This window comes from Coxiella endosymbiont of Ornithodoros maritimus (genome assembly GCF_907164965.1).
Classification (GTDB): Bacteria; Pseudomonadota; Gammaproteobacteria; order Coxiellales; family Coxiellaceae; genus Coxiella.
On the sequence record NZ_CAJRAM010000024.1, the window covers coordinates 1 to 15,402 of the forward strand.

Below are 15,402 nucleotides of genomic sequence, written 5' to 3' on the forward strand. Positions count from 1 at the left end.
CGAGTTCATATCCACCGGTTGTTTCAAATACGCACAGTCCCGATTCAAGAAATGCTTTATAGCTTTTCAGGAAAGTATTAATGCCTTGGGAATTGTTCTCATATTCCCTCGCAGATTTACTGCCATAAACAGCTACTGTAAATGAAAATTTACCAATATCGATACCGATAAAATTATTGTATGATCTCATCTCATCCTCGAGAATTTTGTTTAGGATTCTAAGTGGGAGAGTAGAATGACTTCCCGGTCAACTATTCAAACGTCTCGAGAGAATAGAGCCGAGGATCTTGATCCAGTCGATTGTATAAAATCAACTCCCGCACGATCGCTCGTGCCCGTAATCCCTCGGGTATTCTGGGGATTTCTCTCTGAACGCTATTTATATCATGATGGAAACTCACAATCCCCTGCCCGCGCAGGAATGACTCAACTATCGTATGCTTATCAAAAGGTTGAGCGTAGGCCTTTCGAAATTGATCAATGATCTTTAAGGTAACTTTAATATTTATTGCTTAACCTATTGTAATCAAATAATGGAGCAACATTGATAACTGAAACTTCTTTTACAAAAGAAAAAGAAAATATTCGCCGTCAAGTTGATGCGGCAGAATTCGATCGAATCTCGATGGAGATCGCTAAGACTATTCAAAAAGCAATTTGCCGGATTATAGTTGATTATTTCGATCAAACTAAAAAAACGGGGAGACTGCTTTTATAGAAGGGATGCAATGATTGCAGTATTTAATTGTACCCGCAGCCGTTGGGATGACACCCATACAAACTTAAACCCGTTATAATCAAGCGCAAGAAAGTTTGGATGTGCCACTTATTTGCAGGCATCATTCGATTGTTAGTGGGCCCTTCACTGTTACCACAAAAAAGGTGATTTAGTTTCTCTCACGGATAGTCAAAATAGTCGTGATTAACCTGAACAGGCGGGCAGCTATCTTGCTATAAATACGCCGAGTTTGCGTTTTCTATGAAAACTTGATACGGAAGGAAAAAATAACCAGAGTTTATCCCATGCTAAGCTTGTTATCTACGGATAATTATGATTTTAACTTACTTTCTCTTCCCAAAACGTTAAGTAAAGCTATCCTTAAACGGCCACAATGCGCTTGTCTTTCTAAAAATTAGAAAAACAATGCGTAGGTAATAACTTTGTAAAGGTCGCAATCATTAAAATTAATAATTTCCTCGAAGCTTTTCAGAACGCTCGTTTGAGAGAAGCGAAAATGGCCGATATTAAACGGACGTTAGTATTAATAAATGATGAGAAAAGGAATCGGCGACAGTGCCAAAAACAGATCAGGAAACGATTGCTCGATGGCTTAATTTGGCGCTTTTAATAATTAAAAATACTCAAGTATAAAAGAAAAACTCACTTCTGGAAAAGTGCTCTTAGTTCGTCTTTGGCCTGGTTTAAAACGGCTTTCTGTTTAGCCGGCAATTGCCTTCCTGCACGGTTGATGTAGAAGTTAAGCATTGACATGGCCGATTGATATAGTGAGGCTTTTCGGGGTTTGCTTTGTAGTGCTGATTTTCTCAATGACTTTGCGATTCTCTTGGGGTCTTTCCACGTAACTACCCCTTTTCGAAATCAAGGGCGTTACTGTTTTGTGTTACTTTCTACGACCATTTTTTACTTTGATTTGTCATACCCCAAAATTATAGTATTTCAAAAAAATATTTTGAGTAGCTTAAGGAAAAGTTATAAAAACCTTCCGTGCCGCTCTTCCTCTGACTTGAACCGCTAAAAGGCACTTCCCGGCATGAATGCCGGAGTCTAACCTCCAGAAAAACTTCAGATTTAAGGCATGTTTCATAGTCTTTTAAGACTCTTGATTCTTACTTTAAAAATGATAAATTGTTTCCATGGTATAGAAGCTGAAGTCTTAAGAGGCCCTTGATGGATAGAAGATTGTTAGAGATACTGGCTTGCCCTATATGTAAAGGGAAATTAGTTTATAGCCAAGATGAACAGGAGCTCATTTGTAGTTTTGACAAATTAGCTTACCCTATTCACGATGGAATACCGGTAATGTTGCCCGATAGTACACGTCCGTTAATTGAGAGGTAAGATGGAATTCCGAGTTATTATTCCCGCGCGTTTTGATTCCACTCGTTTACCCGGCAAAGCATTAGTTGACATTGCCGGAAAACCGATGATTCAGCATGTTTATGAAAGTGCGATTAAAAGCGGTGCTGAAGAGGTTGTGATTGCTACCGATGATAAAAGAATCCGCCAAGTCGCCGAAGATTTTGGCGCAGTAGTTTGCATGACTTCTTCCGATCATCAATCGGGTACTGAACGTATTGCCGAGGCTGCGGTTGCGTTAGGTTTTGAAGATGATGAGATTATCGTTTGTTTGCAAAGCGATGAACCTTTAATTCCACCGGATGCCATTCGTAAATTAGCGGAAGACTTGGATGAACATGGTAATGTTAAAGTTGCTTCTCTTTGTACGCCCATTACAGAGGTCGATGAGTTATTTAATCCCCACAGTACTAAAGTCGTTTTAAACCGGCGCAATTACGCGCTTTATTTTAGCCACGCTCCCATTCCGTGGGGCCGTGATACTTTTTCTGATAATGAGAACCTCCAATTGAATGGTTCTCATTATCGCCATGTCGGTATCTATGCTTACCGAGTAGGCTTTCTAGAAGAATATCTTTCCTGGGACGCTTGCCCCGCAGAAAAAATGGAAGTCTTAGAACAATTGCGTATATTGTGGTACGGGTGTCGTATTTACATGGTGGTCGCTAAAAGTAAATGTCCTCCGGGTGTTGACACGGAAGAAGACCTCGAGCGGGTTAGGGCTTATTTTTAATGCTCTCTAAAGAATCTTTTACTTCAATGAGCACTTGATCTATTTGTTGGATGGATTTGGGGGCGATGAAGATCGTATCGTCTCCCGCGATGGTCGCAAGTATCATGGAATCTTTTTTATGATAATCCAGAAGTCGAGCAATGAGCGGCGCTGATCCTGGGCTTGTTTTAACGAGAATTAACGTTTCATTTGCAGTGATATCAAGCACTAGCTGTGTTAAAGGGCTTTTTGTCGAAGGAGGCAAAGGCTCTTTCGAGAGCCTATAGACCGTTTGGCCGTCTTCATCCTTGACTTTTATTGCCAGTAAATTACGTAATAAACGCGAAATTTTTGATTGGTTGATATCATAGCCCTGCTGACGGAGCTTTGTAACTAACTCGTCTTGCTTAGTAATTTTTTCTGTCCAAAGCAGCGTTTTAACGGCTTCAGTCAATGATTTTTGAGAATCGCTCTTTCTGGTCATAAAAGTTTGAAATATATATTCAAATAATATATCAATAGTTGAATATTTAGTCAAATATTTGACTAAAAACTCGGATCCAGCTATTATCACGAAATGAACAAAATCCAAGTTGAGTCCTTGAAAAAAAGCTATCACGGCACAGTCGTTCTTAAAGAGGTTTCCTTTGCGGCGAAGGCAGGTGAAGTAGTTACGTTGTTGGGCGATAGTGGGGCGGGCAAGAGCACCTTATTGCGCTGCCTTAATTTACTTGAAATGCCTGATGAGGGACGAATGGTTATCAACGACCTTAAATTTCATTTTTCGCTTACTGCAAAAAAGCCAACGTGTCAAAGCCTTGTTGCGCTTCGCAATAAACTGGGAATGGTATTTCAACAATTTCATTTGTGGGCGCACCGAACGATTTTACAAAATTTAATTGAGGCGCCCTGCCAAGTGTTAAAAATCTCAAAAGCAGAAGCGGTGAAAAAGGCAGAGTGTTTATTGGATCAGATTGGTATTTTAGCGAAAAAAGATGACTATCCTGTCCGGCTATCCGGTGGTCAGCAACAGCGGGCAGCCATTGCGCGCGCTTTGATGATGGAGCCGGAAGTGATGTTGTTCGATGAGCCTACTTCAGCGTTAGACCCTAAAATGATAACAGCCATGCGTGATTTAATTCATGAATTAGCGCAAAAAGGAATGACCATCGTCATTGCTACGCATGAGATGAAATTTGCTCGGGAAGTGGCGCATAAAACAGTTTTCCTTCATGAAGGAAGGATTGTGGAAGAAGGACAGCCAGAAATAATGTTCCACTCGCCAAAGACTCAGGTTTTTAGCGATTTTATTGAGTCGCTGGGGGATTGATGAATAAAAATAATAACAGAAGCGTAAGCCATTTTTTCCGCTGGACACCCACTTTTGTGCGAATAACAGCATTTTACTTTGTCAATTGTCTTTTTGTTTCGTCTGTTTTTGCAACAGACACTATTAAATTCGCTACGGAGGCCACTTATCCGCCCTATGTTTATATGGGTCCATCCGGTCAAGTCGAAGGTTTTGGTGCGGATATCGTGAAGGCGGTTTGTAAACAAATGCAAGCTACCTGCACCATTAGCAATCAGCCGTGGGACAGCTTAATCCCGAGTTTAAAATTGGGAAAGTTTGATGCTTTGTTTGGCGGAATGAACATTACCACAGCACGACAAAAAGAAGTTGATTTTACTGATTCGTATTATACGAATTCCGTTAGCTTCATCGCCGACAAAAATACGCCGTTAACGCTATCCAAACAGGGGTTGAAAGGTAAAATCATCGGCGTGCAGGGAGGTACGACATTTGATAGTTATCTCCAAGATTCTTTTGGAAATAGCATCACTATTCAGCGGTATCCGAGTGAAGAAGATGCACTGATGGATTTAACTTCCGGTCGAGTGGATGCAATGGTTGGAGATACGCCGTTAATTAAGCAGTGGTTAAAACAAAACGGACGCGGAGAATATGTCCTGATAGGAAAGCCGGTTGATGACCCCAATTATTTTGGTAAAGGTGTAGGTATTGCCGTCAAAAAAGGTAATCAAGCGCTGCTGTTAAAATTAAATAAGGCATTAGCAGCAATTAAAGCAAATAGGGTTTATGCCGCCATTATTCAGAAATATTTTGGGCAGGCATAATGATTGGCTTGGAAGGTTTTGGTCTGCAATTGGCAAAGGGTGCAATGGTCACCTTGGCCGTCTCGCTATGCGCCGTTATTTTTGGAATGGGGCTTGCGATTTTATTTACGTTGATTGAATTTAGTCAGTTAAATTTTTTAAAATCGATTCTAAAAAGTATCACAGCTTTTATTCGTGGACTTCCCGAATTGCTGGTATTATTTATAATTTATTTTGGCGGCTCTGCACTGCTGACAAAGCTTTTTCATCGCTCTGTACAGGTTAGCGCCTTTTCGGCTGGAGTATTAGCCTTGGGAATGATTTTTGCGGCTTACGCTACTCAAACGCTTCGCGGGGCGTTATTAGCACTTCCAAAAGGGCAAACCGAAGCGGGAAAAGCGATGGGCCTTTCAGGCTGGATTATTTTTAAAAGAATTGTATTACCCCAAGTCTGGCATCATGCCTTGCCGGGCCTCGGTAATTTATGGTTAGTTTTACTAAAGGATAGTGCATTAGTGGCATTAATTGGATTAGGGGATTTAATGAATAAGACGCAATTGGCCGCGAGCACAACGCGGGAACCTTTTAAATTTTATATAATGGCTGCCTTTTTATTTTTATTGTTGACTTCCGTTTCGCAATTGGTTTTAAAATTATTTTCCGTAAATAAGTTTTAACAGTCATGAATATTTTACAATATTGCCCCCAATTGTTATCTGGCGTTGTGATAACAATTGAGTTAATGTTATCTGCGCTCGCGTTGGGTTTATTTTTAGCCGCGCTATTAACCGCACTTTCTGAGAGTGGTTTTTCTTTTTTAGAAGCACCGGTAAACATTTTTGTTTTTATTATTCGTGGAACACCATTGCTCGTTCAGATTTTTATTATTTATTATGGCAGCGGCGAGTTTCATTGGTTGCGGGAAACCATTTTGTGGTCGGTGCTAAAACGACCTTTTGGCTGTGCCGTTATCGCTTTGGCTATTAATACGAGCGCTTATACAATTGTTTTATTGCGTGGCGCTATTCATTCCATTCCGATTGGCGAAATTGAAGCGGCTAAAGCATTAGGTTTATCGCGTTGGAAAGCTTATCAGAGAATTATTATTCCTCGGGCGATCCGTATTGTATTGCCGGCTTATTCAAACGAAGTTATTATGACTTTAAAAGGAACTTCATTAGCAGGTACAATCACATTGATGGATATTATGGGAGTCACGCGTCACTTAATCGCCATGACGTATGAAGTTATCCCGCTATTTTTCCTGGCTGTAATTGTTTATTTCGTTTTAAATGCTTTAATTATGAGCGTATTTTGTTTCCTCGAAAAAAAATTAGCGTTTCAACATTAAGGGGTATTAACAATGAGGGGAAATCGCATTAATAATGATAAGGGGGGAATCGCTCCCCTTAGTTAGGGAGAAAACTGTTCCAGACGCTCTCCAAAAGTTGGTGGAACGATTTCAGAAAAAGGTCACCGTCACCGGAAGAACGCAAGAAACTTTTGCTTGTCTCGATCACCTTATGGAGGTTGTTGCTTTCACATTAGCTGCAGGTAGGGGTTTAATGTATTGGAATTCTTCCCAACAAGGGGGAGAACGTTGGGCAAAATATCTTGGTACCGGTGCTGGACTTTACGCTTCTCAAGTGGGTGGTTCCGTTACCAATGCATTGTTCAATTGGGTTGCTTATCGGTGTCTACTGAATGCCAGGAAGTCACATTCTAAAGAAGAAAAGATTATTACCAAGGTGAAAGGTGAAAAAATTAAGTGGGGCGCATCGTTCCTGACTACTTTTTTGCGCTTTTACCTATTTGGAAGGAAAGTTTAAGGGGTTTGCGCCTCGATATGATTCTTTCTAATTTAAGCGGTGCTCTAAATTTACCCGTTAATATGGTGGGCGCGGAAGCATTGATGAAACAGTATGAGCAAACGAGGTATCGTTTTTTTGATTGGATGCGAGGAAAATGTGGTAATTTGACGAAAGACTAAAATTACAACGCGGAGTTTTGCGTGAAGCAAAAGAGCAGATCGTTAAGCGACTCCGCAATCAAACAAAAACAAAAGCTTATCAAAAACTTGACAAAAAGTCGAGCTCTTGTTTTTAATAAATTAATGTACCGCGACCCTGAAAATCCAAATCCGTTGGAACTATTGGAATGAGATACGTTTTTTTCTGCGCTATTGAATAAAGAAATGTTTGAATTTTTGGACGGTTCAATTTCCTCTGAATCATCATCGTCTGTCTCTCAAGAGAGAGAATCCTGGTTTCAATGGGGTTTGCGCGGATGGGCGTTTGTGCCGCGGGTGCCATGGCAGTATGGGCAAACTTTGGATTTGGGGTAATGAGCTTTTCTGGCGGAGAGTCATTCATTAATAATGAAGCTTTTGGAATTTTATCGGTAATTTTTCACCTAGTTGCCCAGCCTAGGCTTTACCAAAGAAGGGATTATCGAATTTGGTGATTTCGCTTTGAGCGCTCCCTCATTAGAGGGAGCGGGAAATCTCCATGTTGTATTTTAGTTTGATGGCGGTGGGGCTATTAGTGGCTTTTCCTTCCGGAGTTACTGCTGATCAGATGGGATACGAAGGATGGAAAAAATGCTTTTACTCATTTGGGGGAGAGAAAGCGGCAATTGTATCGGGAGTCACCCATAACTTTCCGACGGCGTTTGTTTATAATTGGCCTGTTTAACGGTGGTTAAAGAGGTGGTGCACCATCGTGCTGAGGGCGCTCTAAAACAAGACCTTATTTTTATAAAAGGTTTGAACGAGCTTGCCGATTTATTAGAGCGAATACCTATTCCCAGTTGCCAGGAGTTTTTTAACGACTCGATGATGCCTCGAGAGAATATCCGTACCTTTCTATCTACTGTAATGGCTGAGGAGCGTCTGCAAAAAATAGGCAGATTTTATGCCGACTCATTAGTATCCCACGGGAATACGACGGAAGGGTCAAGCTCCGGAAGCTCTTATGGTGATAATTATCGGACGTTCCCGCGGTAAGCCCAAGGAATTTATTATCGATTGCTTCTATTGTCGTCGCTAACTTTATCATTAGGGGGGGATTTAGCGCTGTGATCCGCCTCTTCTTTAATGCCACCAAAACTAGAACGACGCTCATCCCCAAAAGATGGAGTGCCGGCATCTGTGGCAAAGGGCGGTCGGGGCATAGATATGGGGAGCTGGTTAACATCTACAACGTCTTCACCCAACGAAGACATCGATTGCGTATGATAGGCAGGACTGCTGCGTCCGCCGCCCTGATCGTGGCGACCGCCTCGAGTTCCGCGGCGTGAACGAATTCCGTGTCGGCTTTGACCGTGACCGCCACCCCCGCTGCGAGGATGATATCTTCGGGGTCCCGTTGATTTGTGCGAAGCGCAACCACCTCCTTGCCTTCGACCTCTGGCGGAGGAAGACGGCTTGTGCCATTCAGGTGTTCGCCATTTAACTGGTGGCATCATGGCCGTTGAAGATTCTTCCTCACCACCAAACATTTTAACCATCCACCGTTTGAACAGGCCAGGAGCAGCTGTTTTACGAGGCGTTGTGGGCGCTGGAGGGGGCATCAAAAACTGCTGGATGGCAGGTTCACTGAATGGCCTGATTTCTTGTTTTTGCGGTACCTCTGTTTTGAATACCTTAGTGAGTTTATAACTGGCCATACCCTTACCGTGTTCGAGACTGGCAGGGTCGATTTTCATTTGCCGTAATTGATAAAGCGGGGTTTCCATATATTGATTGGGAACGACGGTAATTTTTACCACATAATGGTGTTCAATATACCGCAATAATTCCCGTTTTTCATTAATGAGGTAAGTCGCCAAATCTACCGGCACTTGTAATTGGAAATGAATATTTTTAGCTTTTGAAGCTTGCTCTTGAATGATGTGGATAATGGATAATCCCAAAGATTCAATGCTTCTTACGGTACCTTCGCCGTTGCATCGGGGGCAGGCGATTTGAGTGGAACGTGTGAGCGAAGATCGCAAGCGTTGGCGAGACATTTCCAACAAACCAAATCGGGAGATATGTCCAATCTGGATACGAGCTCGGTCTTGGCTTAATGCGTTGCGCAGACAATTTTCGACTTCGCGTTGATTGCGAAGCGGGGTCATGTCGATAAAGTCAATAACAATCAGACCTCCAATGTCACGAATGCGTAATTGGCGAGCAATCTCTTCCGCGGCTTCTAAATTGGTGGAAAGCGCGGTTTCTTCGATGCTCGCTCCCCGCGTAGCGCGGGCGGAGTTAATATCAATAGCGATCAAAGCTTCGTTGTGATCGATAATTAAAGAACCTCCCGAAGGAAGGCGAATCTCACGTTGGTGCGCATTCTCAATCTGTTGTTCGATTTGGAATCGACTGAAGAGCGGGAGATGTTCTCGGTAAAGTTTTAGCCGTTCTACAAATTGAGGGCGGACTTGATTGATGTAATGTCGAGCATTTTCAAAAGCCACTTCATCATCGATGAGGATTTCTTCGACGTCTTGTCGCAGATAGTCGCGAATCGCTCGGATGATGACATCACTTTCTTGTTGAATCAAATAAGGCCCGGGTTTAGCGACAGCGGCTTGTTTAAGCGCTTCCCAATAACGCAGTAAAATTTTTAAATCCCATTCTAATTCTTCCTTGGGCCGCCCTAATCCTGCCGTTCGGACAATCAAGCCCATCCCTTCAGGAAGACTAAGTTGGTTAATCATTTCGCGCAATTGATCGCGCTCATCGCCTTCGATGTGGCGCGAAATGCCGCCGGCTCGGGGATTGTTGGGCATCAGGACTAAAAAAGAGCCTGCCAGACTAATGAATGTCGTTAAGGCAGCGCCTTTCGTCCCTCGTTCTTCTTTATCTACTTGAATGACCAGTTCTTGACCTAATTTAAGTACCCGATTAATGTCGGTGGAATCAAAATCGCCTTCGATGCCCTGGAGAAAATATTCCCGGGAGATTTCTTTCAGCGGCAAAAAACCGTGGCGTTCGCTGCCATAATTAACAAACACTGCACCGAGACTTGGCTCAATGCTGGTAATGATGCCTTTGTAAATGTTGGATTTTTTCTGCTCTTGACCGGGAATTTCTATGTCGAGATCAATTAATTTAGAGTCGTCAGTAATAGCTACGCGCACCTCATCAGGCTGAGTGGCGTTAATCAGCATTCTTTTCATTTTTTAAGTCTGTCCTCTGGGCGCTGCTCAACCACAAACGGGGGGTTTGAGGGTTCGCCGGAAACCGCTCTGGGAGCGCCGTGTTATTTATTAATATATACTAATAAATTCAGCACCAATCTGAACTGCACTGAGCGTTTAAATAGTTACAAACCAATTCATTCAATCGGCGTAAGGTAAACTTTGTAATCTGCTGTTCGTTGACGCCAATTTTTCAGTAACTATTCAAGCATTCACGTTAGTTGCCTGAATAGTTATGTTTTTCACAATCTCAAACCATGATACCATGGCGGCGACGTTTAACTATATCAGGCTTTAGGTAATAAAACCATATGCACACAACCCTCATCACGATCGACGATGCCCGCGCTGGACAACGATTAGACAATTTTCTCATCACTTGGCTTAAAGGCGTCCCCCCCAGCCGCATCTATCGCGCTATTCGTAAGGGCGAAGTATGGGTAAATAAGCGGTGGGTGGGGGCTCATTATCGATTAGTTGTTGGCGACCTTGTGCGAATACCGCCTGTGCAAATGGCAGTCCCTAAAAAACCTGCCACCGTCGATGAAAAATTGCTCATTTCCTTGGAAATGCGAATTCTTTATGAAGAAGCGGATCTTTTGGTGATTGATAAGCCAGCGGGTCTGCCCGTCCATAGCGGAAGTGCTACTCAGGGAGGGCTAATTGAAGCCTTGCGTATCATGCGTCCCAAGGTCCGATTATTGGAATTGGTTCATCGATTAGACCGTGAGACTTCAGGTTGCCTGATGGTGGCTAAAAAGCGATCAACTTTAATGGCTCTGCATACTCTATTGACTCAGCGGAAGGTGATTAAGCAATACCTATTGCTGGTCAAGGGTCAGTGGCAGGGGGGCGAATGTCGGGTTGAAGTCCCACTTAAGAAGAATCGTCTACAAAGCGGTGAGCGAATGGTGAAGGTCGAAAAGGAGGGAAAGTCCGCGGTGACTGTTTTTCGCCCACTTAAAATTTTTGAACAAACAAGCTTAATCGAAGCTAAACCGCTGAGTGGCCGTACACATCAAATTCGCGTTCATGCGGCGCACATAGGTCACTCCATTGCGGGGGACGAGAAGTATGGTGATAAAGTTTTTAATCGAGAAATGCGAAATTACGGATTGCGGCGTTTGTTCTTACACTCCGCGGGAATTTTGTGTCAGTGGGAAGATAAACGTTTAGGTGTTTGTGCCATTTTAGATTCCGAGTTAATGAAATGTCTCACCCAACTTAACGCCACCTAAAATGAAACGGGATTGTTACAATTAAGATATGAAGGTTCCGACAACTGTTCGCGTTTATGTCATTGGAGATGTCCACGGCTGTGCTGATTTATTAAATTGAGTGCTCAAAAATATCGAACAAGATGCGCAGCTACGTCCTCAATCCCGACACATACTAGTGACTCTTGGCGATTATATTGATCGCGGCTCCCATTCTCCCCAGGTCATTGAGACGCTTATCCATTTACCGTTAAATGGCTTTGAGACACGTTACTTAAAAGGTAATCACGAAAACATGTTTCTTAATTTCCTGCGTAATCCTGAAGAAGGGTTATTGTGGTTGAGCAATGGCGGAGGCGACATTGGTGAGTTATGGATTTAAAGTCGATGATTTGCCTCGCGAGACAAGTGATTTACCGCTGGCTCGCGATAAAACATTGCAGCTAATTGCCGCCGGAACACCTCACTTTTTTTTAAATCACTTAAATTGCATTATCAATTAGGTAATTATTTTTTCGTTCACGCCGGCGTTTGTCCCAGAATCCCGTTAGATAAACAAACTGAGGAAGATTTACTTTAGATTCGTAGCGAATTTCTACATTCAAAAACGGATTTCGGCAAAATAGTCGTTCATGGGCACACGATTGTAAAAGAACCAGAAATTCACAATAATGGATCACTTTAGATACCGGCGCTTTTTATATGGGAAATCTGTCCTGTTTGGTGTTAAGCAGGGAGAATGTTATTTTTTGTAGGTGTGATTGTCGTTTTTGGGTTATTAGTTGAATGATTTAGTACTCGACAATTTTAATAATTGTGCTTTCCAGTGTCATCTCGAACCAAGTCCTAAATCCAATTGCTGATAATAATTCCCACACCGACGCTATTTGTATAATGATTGTATTCAATCAAGTTTTGGCCATAACCACTGAAAAATTGAATATAGCCATGTATAACAGGCCGTGGATGGGGAAGGAATAGGAAAGTTCAATAGCACCGCGTTTGAAGCCACTTTCAATAGTATTTCTTAGCATTAAAGAGAGAACTTGCCGATGAAAGGTGACTGCGAAAACAACCCGTCCGTAGCCGAGGTAGCGATAAATATCGGGATTGTGAAGATCGCTGGATTCCGCTTTAAAGATTAAGATCCAGGGTTTGACGTCAATCATCCAATGTTCGCCGGTGAAAGTAAAATCGAGAAAAAGTTGATTCCAGCTTCTTTCTAAGTTGCCGCCGCGGCCGTTAGATTGGTGATTAATACAAATAGCGGCTAATCCGTTTGGGGAAAAATGATCGCTTAAAAATAATTGCGGCTCATAATTGGTTTCACGAAAAATTGAAATTTAGCATAAAATTGCCAGTAAGAGAGCTGAGTGTAGGGTATATCCAACGAAACGTTACTACCGAACATGTTATAGCATATCGGAAATTGGAAGCTCATTTGACCTTTAAATTCTTGATGATCCAATCGTTGATTTTCAGGAGTATTTCCTTCATAGATAGAGTGATAAGGTCGATCGGTATAGTAATAAGGCAAAATATAAGTTGGTTCGTAAAAAGAAATTCCTGCACGTGTTTTTGTAACTTGTCGTTGGCGTGCCAATCGCTTCTCGAGGAGAGATCGTTGAGCGGGTGTCAAGTTGCTTAAGATTTCCTGTAATCTTTCCCCAAAAGAAGGCGCTGGAGGAGTGGCGTGTTTGCAAACAACGACATTGTAGTAATGCTTGGTTTTTTTATCGTATCGCTTGATATGCTGACAATCGTTTTTTGAATTTTTGAGTTGAGAGATAGTTTTAGTATGAATATGGGCGCCGCTTTGAAAAGGTAGAATGACTAAAATGCCGATGACGAATAATCCCACTTTTTTGATGGCTCTTCCCATGGAAGGATGATATTAAAATTCTTCACAGATGCAATAGGGGCTTGCCGTAACGCGACTACTTGCGGCGCAATAATTTTTTGAGTTCGGTGAGGGGATAGGTATTGATTACATCTTTTTTTCAAGCCATCCGCGGCGGGCCGTATCAATTCCAAACTTTATATTGGCTAATTGGTTAATGGAATGCGCGTCGGTTGAAACCACCATTTTAATGCCGAGATCTTTCGGCATTTTGCAATGAGTATCATCTAAATCCAAGCGATTGGGTTGAGCGTTAATTTCTAATAGGCACTCGTTTGTTTTCACGGCTTCGATAATGCGCTTAATGTTTACGGAATAGGGGTCGCGCTGCCCAATGAGTCGTCCACTGGGATGGCCTAAAATATTAAAATAAGGGTTATCCATAGCACGAAGGATCCGTTCGGTTTGCCTTTTTTCAGAGAGGTTAAATTTATAATGCACTGAACAGACCGTTAAATCTAACTCCTTTAGTAGAATTGGGAAGATCCAATTACCCATTTTCCAAAATGTCCACTTCAATCCCTTTTAAAATAGTAAAGCCCTTTAGTTTTCCATTTAATTTATCAATCATTTTTATTTGTTCTATAAGTCATTTTTTGTCTAAACCATCAGCTACGCTGAGGTGCTTTGAATGATCCGTAATTGCCATGTAACGCTAACCCCGTGCCTGTGCCGCTTCTGCGATCGCTTCCAGGGAATATTTCCCGTCAGTAGCATTGGTGTGACAATGCCAAATCACCGCGGATATCTTTCAGAGTGATTAACTTAGGCAATTGTCCTTTTAACGCGGCTTCAAGTTCGCCACGGTTCTCGCGTAATTCGGGTTCTATGTAAGGCATATTGAAAAACGCGTAAAATTCTTTCTCCGTTTTGCCAGTCATTTGTCGATTACCTTCTATAAACCCCATATTCGTTGGCCTTTAAATTTCTTTTCAAGACCATTTTTCGGATAGTGATATTTTGTGGGATTTTGAACCCGTAAAATAGTGCATAGCGGCGCCGTAACTTTTTTCAGGCAGCACACGTAGATCCACTTGAATACCTGAGCGTAAAAAAACAGTCGAACGGGTAGTGCCATGAGATATAACTCGTAAAACCTCCTCAAACTTAATAAAATAGTCAACGACTTTTCTTCTCTTGGCGGTGACCGCTAATATATTAAGATCCCCGACGGTTTCTTTACGGCGACGAAAACTACCAGCAATATCCACTTTTTTAATGCCAGACGATTTTTTAAGGTAATCCAGCAAGGGCAGAGCAATTTTCTCGGCGTCAGCCAATTTCATACGGCACTTCCCCTTTGTAAAAGATTTGAGGCCGATAAAAATAAGCTTTTCGCTTTTCCCGCCAAACCCGTGTAGATCGCGGATCATTCTTCGGTCGAGTTCTTTTTTTCAATCATCGAGGTTTTTTGTATGAAGTTTTTCGTGGAGGATTTTGATACGTTTTGGACCTAGTCCCTCGATCATTAATAATTCTGTAAGGGCTGTAGGCATTTTTTTCTCGAGACGGTCGAGTTGGGGTAACTTTCCAGTCGTAACAGTCGTTTTAATTTTTTCAGCCAGCGCTCCTCCGATACCCGGCAATTCTGTCAAATCTTCCCCTTCCTTCAACATTTCGGCGACGCTTTCAGGAAGTTCGTCAATGAGGCGAGCTGCGGAACGATAAGCGCTAATACGAAAAGGGTTTTCGCCTCTAATTTCTAAAAGATCGGCCAGCTTATGTAGTATGGTGGTGATTTCGGGGTTGTGAATGGGCATAAAGTAACTATACATCATTCTACCTTTTTAGAGAGGAATAGAAAAGGCTAGGAACAATGTGTGTGTCAGTACGGCCCTTAAAGCGAGTCCACTGCCAGGTGGCGTCTAGGCCGACAATTGGATCGAATTTGACACCATTCCGATTCCGCTATACCATTCCTCCTCAGTTTTCAGAGGGTTAAATAATCGATATCCCGTAAACCTTGGAGAAGAGAATGGCAGTACAAAAAAGTCGCAAAACCCGTTCAAGACGCGGCATGCACCGGTCGCACGATGCGTTACGTGGGGCGATGCTATCAAAAGATCTGACGACTGGCGAAACGCACTTGCGTCATCACATCAGTCAGGAAGGCTACTATAAAGGCCGCCAAATTTTAACCCCCAAAGAGTCTTACGAAGGCGAAGAGTAAGTG

14 protein-coding genes and 7 pseudogenes are annotated in these 15,402 nt (G+C 42.4%); 14 read left to right on the forward strand and 7 right to left on the reverse strand.

Annotation, left to right across the window (positions count from 1 at the left end; genetic code table 11):
* Positions 1-190 (reverse strand): annotated as a pseudogene (locus OWO34_RS02280) (IS110 family transposase); the annotation flags it as partial.
* Positions 191-622: 432 nt separating this feature from the next.
* On the opposite strand from OWO34_RS02280, the pseudogene OWO34_RS02285 reads away from it, so the two are divergent.
* A pseudogene (locus tag OWO34_RS02285) lies at positions 623-1,372 on the forward strand (hypothetical protein); the annotation flags it as partial.
* Positions 1,373-1,381: 9 nt separating this feature from the next.
* Here OWO34_RS02285 and OWO34_RS02290 read toward each other — a convergent pair.
* Positions 1,382-1,659, reverse strand: a pseudogene (locus OWO34_RS02290) (DUF3175 domain-containing protein).
* Positions 1,660-1,691: 32 nt separating this feature from the next.
* Between OWO34_RS02290 and OWO34_RS02295 the strand changes: the two are divergent.
* From OWO34_RS02295 to kdsB, 3 genes and pseudogenes are all read left to right on the forward strand, one after another.
* Positions 1,692-1,754 (forward strand): annotated as a pseudogene (locus tag OWO34_RS02295) (hypothetical protein); the annotation flags it as partial.
* A gap of 155 nt (positions 1,755-1,909) precedes the next feature.
* Positions 1,910-2,080, forward strand: a complete 171-nt coding sequence (locus OWO34_RS02300; RefSeq protein ID WP_267256424.1) for a Trm112 family protein — start codon at positions 1,910-1,912, stop codon at positions 2,078-2,080.
* Entirely contained in the window at positions 2,070-2,831 is a 762-nt protein-coding gene (gene kdsB / locus OWO34_RS02305; protein WP_267256425.1) for a 3-deoxy-manno-octulosonate cytidylyltransferase, read from the forward strand. The genes OWO34_RS02300 and kdsB overlap by 11 nt, the downstream gene beginning before the upstream one ends.
* Here the strand turns inward: kdsB and argR are convergent.
* The gene (gene argR / locus OWO34_RS02310) at positions 2,815-3,294 is read right to left on the reverse strand and encodes a transcriptional regulator ArgR (RefSeq protein WP_267256447.1); all 480 of its coding nucleotides are present in this window, start codon (positions 3,292-3,294) and stop codon (positions 2,815-2,817) included. The genes kdsB and argR overlap by 17 nt on opposite strands.
* A gap of 93 nt (positions 3,295-3,387) precedes the next feature.
* Between argR and OWO34_RS02315 the strand changes: the two genes are divergently transcribed.
* The 5 genes from OWO34_RS02315 to OWO34_RS02335 all read left to right on the forward strand — a co-directional run bounded on the left by OWO34_RS02315 (position 3,388) and on the right by OWO34_RS02335 (position 6,754).
* Positions 3,388-4,140: an amino acid ABC transporter ATP-binding protein gene (locus OWO34_RS02315; RefSeq protein ID WP_267256426.1), complete on the forward strand. Its 753-nt coding sequence runs from the start codon at positions 3,388-3,390 to the stop codon at positions 4,138-4,140.
* Positions 4,140-4,946 (forward strand): transporter substrate-binding domain-containing protein, encoded by an 807-nt coding sequence (locus OWO34_RS02320; RefSeq protein ID WP_267256427.1) that lies wholly within the window; start codon positions 4,140-4,142, stop codon positions 4,944-4,946. The genes OWO34_RS02315 and OWO34_RS02320 overlap by 1 nt, the downstream gene beginning before the upstream one ends.
* Positions 4,946-5,602: an ABC transporter permease gene (locus tag OWO34_RS02325; protein ID WP_267256428.1), complete on the forward strand. Its 657-nt coding sequence runs from the start codon at positions 4,946-4,948 to the stop codon at positions 5,600-5,602. The genes OWO34_RS02320 and OWO34_RS02325 overlap by 1 nt, the downstream gene beginning before the upstream one ends.
* Positions 5,603-5,607: 5 nt before the next feature.
* Positions 5,608-6,276: an ABC transporter permease subunit gene (locus OWO34_RS02330; protein ID WP_267256429.1), complete on the forward strand. Its 669-nt coding sequence runs from the start codon at positions 5,608-5,610 to the stop codon at positions 6,274-6,276.
* Between the two features lie 97 nt (positions 6,277-6,373).
* Positions 6,374-6,754, forward strand: coding sequence for a hypothetical protein (locus OWO34_RS02335; RefSeq protein ID WP_267256430.1), 381 nt, complete (start codon positions 6,374-6,376; stop codon positions 6,752-6,754).
* 273 nt (positions 6,755-7,027) lie between these two features.
* Here the strand turns inward: OWO34_RS02335 and OWO34_RS02340 are convergent, their stop codons facing one another.
* Positions 7,028-7,297, reverse strand: coding sequence for a hypothetical protein (locus OWO34_RS02340; RefSeq protein ID WP_267256431.1), 270 nt, complete (start codon positions 7,295-7,297; stop codon positions 7,028-7,030).
* Between the two features lie 135 nt (positions 7,298-7,432).
* On the opposite strand from OWO34_RS02340, the gene OWO34_RS02345 reads away from it, so the two are divergent.
* Both OWO34_RS02345 and OWO34_RS02350 read left to right on the forward strand, forming a co-directional pair.
* Positions 7,433-7,618 (forward strand): hypothetical protein, encoded by a 186-nt coding sequence (locus tag OWO34_RS02345; RefSeq protein WP_267256432.1) that lies wholly within the window; start codon positions 7,433-7,435, stop codon positions 7,616-7,618.
* A complete protein-coding gene (locus tag OWO34_RS02350) occupies positions 7,606-7,929 on the forward strand; it encodes a hypothetical protein (protein WP_267256433.1) in 324 nt (107 codons plus the stop codon). Before OWO34_RS02345 ends, OWO34_RS02350 begins: the two co-directional genes overlap by 13 nt.
* A gap of 14 nt (positions 7,930-7,943) precedes the next feature.
* On the opposite strand, the gene OWO34_RS02355 is transcribed toward OWO34_RS02350, so the two are convergent.
* A complete protein-coding gene (locus tag OWO34_RS02355) occupies positions 7,944-10,091 on the reverse strand; it encodes an Rne/Rng family ribonuclease (RefSeq protein ID WP_267256434.1) in 2,148 nt (715 codons plus the stop codon).
* Between the two features lie 332 nt (positions 10,092-10,423).
* Between OWO34_RS02355 and OWO34_RS02360 the strand changes: the two genes are divergently transcribed.
* Both OWO34_RS02360 and OWO34_RS02365 read left to right on the forward strand, forming a co-directional pair.
* Complete coding sequence (locus tag OWO34_RS02360) at positions 10,424-11,350, forward strand: RluA family pseudouridine synthase (protein WP_267256435.1); 927 nt, start codon at positions 10,424-10,426, stop codon at positions 11,348-11,350.
* A gap of 28 nt (positions 11,351-11,378) precedes the next feature.
* A pseudogene (locus tag OWO34_RS02365) lies at positions 11,379-12,084 on the forward strand (metallophosphoesterase family protein).
* Between the two features lie 91 nt (positions 12,085-12,175).
* On the opposite strand, the pseudogene OWO34_RS02370 reads toward OWO34_RS02365, so the two are convergent.
* Both OWO34_RS02370 and polX read right to left on the reverse strand, forming a co-directional pair.
* Positions 12,176-13,211, reverse strand: a pseudogene (locus OWO34_RS02370) (phospholipase A).
* Positions 13,212-13,266: 55 nt separating this feature from the next.
* Positions 13,267-15,047 (reverse strand): annotated as a pseudogene (gene polX, locus OWO34_RS02375) (DNA polymerase/3'-5' exonuclease PolX).
* 157 nt (positions 15,048-15,204) lie between these two features.
* Between polX and rpmF the strand changes: the two are divergent.
* Complete coding sequence (gene rpmF, locus OWO34_RS02380; RefSeq protein ID WP_267256436.1) at positions 15,205-15,399, forward strand: 50S ribosomal protein L32; 195 nt, start codon at positions 15,205-15,207, stop codon at positions 15,397-15,399.
* Positions 15,400-15,402 lie beyond the last annotated feature (3 nt).